Source organism: Endozoicomonas sp. SESOKO4, assembly GCF_024606275.1.
In genome coordinates this window covers 1-4,003 of record NZ_JAHHPS010000403.1, presented here as the reverse complement: position 1 = coordinate 4,003, position 4,003 = coordinate 1, and the positions used below count along the sequence as shown (strand labels likewise).

General features: G+C 50.1%; 4 protein-coding genes. 1 reads left to right on the top strand and 3 read right to left on the bottom strand.

What is annotated here, in order from left to right; translation table 11 throughout:
• The coding region (locus KDK16_RS07910; protein ID WP_257275473.1) for an OmpP1/FadL family transporter at positions 1-1,078 on the top strand (1,078 nt) is incomplete at its 5' end.
• A 91-nt stretch (positions 1,079-1,169) separates the two neighbouring features.
• Here the strand turns inward: KDK16_RS07910 and KDK16_RS07905 are convergent.
• From KDK16_RS07905 to KDK16_RS07895, 3 genes are all read right to left on the bottom strand, one after another.
• Positions 1,170-1,931, bottom strand: coding sequence for an amino acid ABC transporter ATP-binding protein (locus tag KDK16_RS07905; RefSeq protein ID WP_257275474.1), 762 nt, complete (start codon positions 1,929-1,931; stop codon positions 1,170-1,172).
• 27 nt (positions 1,932-1,958) lie between these two features.
• The gene (locus KDK16_RS07900; RefSeq protein WP_257253509.1) at positions 1,959-3,047 is read right to left on the bottom strand and encodes an amino acid ABC transporter permease; all 1,089 of its coding nucleotides are present in this window, start codon (positions 3,045-3,047) and stop codon (positions 1,959-1,961) included.
• Positions 3,048-3,058: 11 nt separating this feature from the next.
• Positions 3,059-4,003, bottom strand: a 945-nt coding sequence (locus tag KDK16_RS07895) for an amino acid ABC transporter permease (protein WP_257275472.1), incomplete at its 5' end; no start/stop codon positions are given.

Sequence of the window (4,003 nt, the reverse complement as noted above, 5' to 3'; positions counted from 1 at the left end):
TAATGATATTGCTCTGCATGTATCTCCTACTTTTACTCAGGTCAATGGTCCTGCGGCTGGTGAACCAAGTTTTATTGAAGGTGAAACCAACTTTTCTCCTGCTGGCGGCCTGACAGGTCTCTACAAACTGAATGACAAGTTCACAATGGGTTACGGTGTTTATGCTTCTGGTGGTGCTGCTGCTAAGTATGAAGATGTAACGGCTGGCAAAGATGTATCCATCACAGACGAATACTCTACTGACATCAAGATTATTGAAGCGGGACTGGGGTTATCTTATCGCATCAATAACAACTGGTCCGTTGGGGGCACCTATCGCCTGACTTATGCCACAGCCGATATCAACATGGTGTCAGCTGCTGATATACCTTTTGTAGGGGATGTAGGCGCTGCGGTGGGTTACAACGACATGAGCGGTTTTAACACCTTCGGTGTCCGCCTGGGTGCCATGTATCGCTCTGACGACAACCGCTGGGGCTGGGGTATCAATTACCGTTCTGAAGTAGATATTGAAGCGGATGGTGATTACAACGAGCGAACCGAACTTACCGGCAATAATTCAGGTGATGCTACTGCAAAAACAGCTCTGCCCATGCAGATCTCTACCGGTATCGACTACCAGGTAGCTCCATACTGGACCCTGTTTGGTGAGATCACGTACTCTGAGTATGGTAACAATGAACAGATCGAGTTTACTTCCGATGATAATCCCGATCTGCTTGTACCCGCAATCAACACCAACTGGGAAGACCAGTACAACTACCGCATTGCTGCCGAGTACACCGGTATTGAAAACTGGGCCCTGAGAGCCGGTTACATTTATACAACAGCTGTTGTACCCGAAGAGTATGCTGCACCTACCTTCTCAACGCCAGCCAACGCCCACAGCTTTACTCTGGGTGCCGGAACCAGCATTCTTGATGGACAGGTGGATCTGGACTTTGCGGCTGTCTATGACACCGTTGAGAATGACGATGTCAAAGGTGGTGGCCAGCTGACTGACACGACTACATCTTACGCAGGTAAGTACGAATCCAGCTCTTACTCCCTCCATGCTTCTGCGACTTACCGCTTCTAAGTCGGTTCTTCAGTAGCATCCTATAACAAGGCCGCTGATCAAAAGATGAGCGGCCTTTTTGTTTGGCATTCAGGTGAAGTCCAACAAGCTCTCAGTGATTGAGAATCTGCCCCAAAAATGCCCTGCTACGTTCAGACTTCGGATTATTAAAGAAGACTTCCGGTGTCGCCTCTTCCACGATTTGCCCCTGATCCATAAAGATCATGCGATCTGCTACCGTTTTTGCAAAACCCATTTCATGGGTCACGCAGAGCATGGTCATGCCTTCATTGGCCAGCTCAATCATGACGTCCAGCACTTCCTTGATCATTTCCGGGTCCAGTGCCGAAGTGGGCTCATCAAACAACATGATTTCCGGGTTCATGCAGAGGCTTCGGGCAATCGCCACACGCTGCTGCTGGCCTCCCGAGAGCTGCCCGGGATATTTATCCGCCTGATCAGGAATACGGACGCGCTCAAGGTATTCCATCGCCGTTTTTTCCGCTGCTTTTTTAGTGGTTTTCCTGACCCAGAGCGGTGCCAGTGTGCAGTTTTCCAGCACCGTCAGATGGGGGAACAGATTGAACTGCTGGAACACCATACCGACCTCACGACGAACCTTCTCTATATTTTTCAGATCCCGGGTCAGTTCTGTGCCATCAACAATAATCTGGCCTTCCTGATGCTCTTCCAGAGCGTTAATGCAGCGAATCAAAGTCGACTTACCCGAACCGGATGGCCCGCAGATCACGATCTTTTCGCCACGCACCACATCCAGATTAATATCTCTGAGGACATGAAAGTTGTCGTACCATTTGTTAACCCCATTCAACCTGATAACAGGGCTTGCAGGGTCTTTTACTTCCCGGACCATCTTATCCATGAAGACCTCTCATTTTCTTTAATTCTTTTCCAGTCGCTGGCTGTACTTGGATATACCAAAGCAGAACAACCAGAACACAAAGCCGGCAAACAGATAACCTTCTACAGCACTGCCCAGCCACTCGGGGTCATTCAGGGCTGCCTGAACAATCGAAAGCAGATCAAACAGACCAATCACCAATACCAGACTGGTGTCTTTGAACAGTGCAATAAAGGTGTTCACTATTCCGGGAATCACCAGACGCAGAGCCTGAGGCAGAACCACCAGTAGCATACTCTGCCAGTAACCCATTCCGAGACTCTGACAGGCTTCCACCTGCCCTTTTGGAATCGCCTGCAATCCACCACGCACCACTTCGGCCATATAAGCTGACTGGAACATGACAATCCCGATCAGGGCCCGAACCAGTTTGTCGAAAACGATTTCTTCCGGAACAAACAGAGGTAGCATGACCGAAGCCATAAACAACACAGTAATCAGCGGAACCCCACGCCAGAGTTCAATATAAGCCGTACAGAACGTCCGAATGACCGGCATGGAAGATCGCCTGCCAAGGGCCAGCAAAACGCCTACCGGTAATGATGCCAACATGCCATAAAGCGCCAGCACCAGGGTCACCATCAAGCCACCCCACTTATGGGTTTCAACCTCGGGCAGACCGAAGTAACCTCCAGACAGCACCAGCCAGGAGGTAACCGGCAATACCAGCAATCCCAACCCCAATGCCAGCTTCTTGCCGGGAATAGCCGGGATCATCAGCCAACCCAGAATCAGGGCCAACTGCACAAAAAACAGATTCACCCGCCAGATTTCACTCTCCGGATAGAAGCCGTAAATAAACTGATCCAGTCGTGCAGTGACAAAAGCCCAGCAGGCACCGTCAACATTGCAGGCCGAGCGGCTTTCTCCCGTCCAGGTAGCGTCCATAACTGCCCACTGCCATAAGGGAGGAAGGATCAGATAAAGACCGTAAATAAGCGTCAATGTGATCAGTGACTGTGAGGGCGTCGCAAACAGCTTCTCCCGCATCCAGCCTAAAACACCCCTCGAGTTGACCGGGGGCTCTCTTGCAGGAATCATTTTTTCTTCCATCATCGTGCTCTTCATTAAGAGAGTCCTTACCGCTCTACCAGCGATGCCCAACGGTTATACAAGTTCATCAAAACAGATACGGTAAGGCTGATCGTGAGATAAACGGCCATGGTCATGGCGATCACCTCAACGGCCTGACCGGTCTGGTTCAGGGTGGTTCCCGCAAAGACACTGACCAGATCCGGGTAACCTATGGCCGTCGCCAGTGAAGAGTTCTTGATCAGGTTCAGGTACTGATTGGTCAGGGGTGGAATAATCACCCGCATGGCCTGAGGAATCACCACCAGACTCAGCACGCGGCGAGGCTTGAGACCCAGAGCCGCAGCGGCTTCTTTCTGACCTTTGCTGACAGACTCAATACCAGAGCGAACGACTTCAGCAATAAAAGCCGCAGTATAAATACTCAGAGCAAACCAGAGCGCAGCCAGTTCAGGAATTAAAACCAGACCGCCGGAGAAATTAAAACCTTTTAATTCTGGTATCTCCCATCGCAACTGAGCATCCACCAGAAAGCTGGTCACGAGAGGAATCAGCACAACACTTGAAGCCATTGCTGCCTTGATATAAAGAACCATTTGCCCTTTGTTTTCTTGGTGCTGAGCTTTAAGCAGCCATGAGCGCATAAAGAATCTCAAAACCAGCACAGCAGCAAGACAGGCCATGAAAACCCAGGCAACCGTCACCATACCCGCGTTCAATTCGGGCCAGGGAAGAGAGATACCACGAACATTAATAAAGATGGAGTCAAACAGACTGATGCTTTGACGGGGGTTCGGCAGAATACCCAGAACCGCAAAGTACCAGAAGAAAATTTGCAGCAGCAGGGGAATATTGCGGAAAACCTCAATATAAATACTGGCCATTTTAGACAGGAGCCAGTTAGAGGAGAGCCGGGCCACACCAATCAGAAATCCAAGAATGGTGGCAAAGATAACGCCGAGAAAAGAGACCAGTAAAGTATTGAGTAGGCC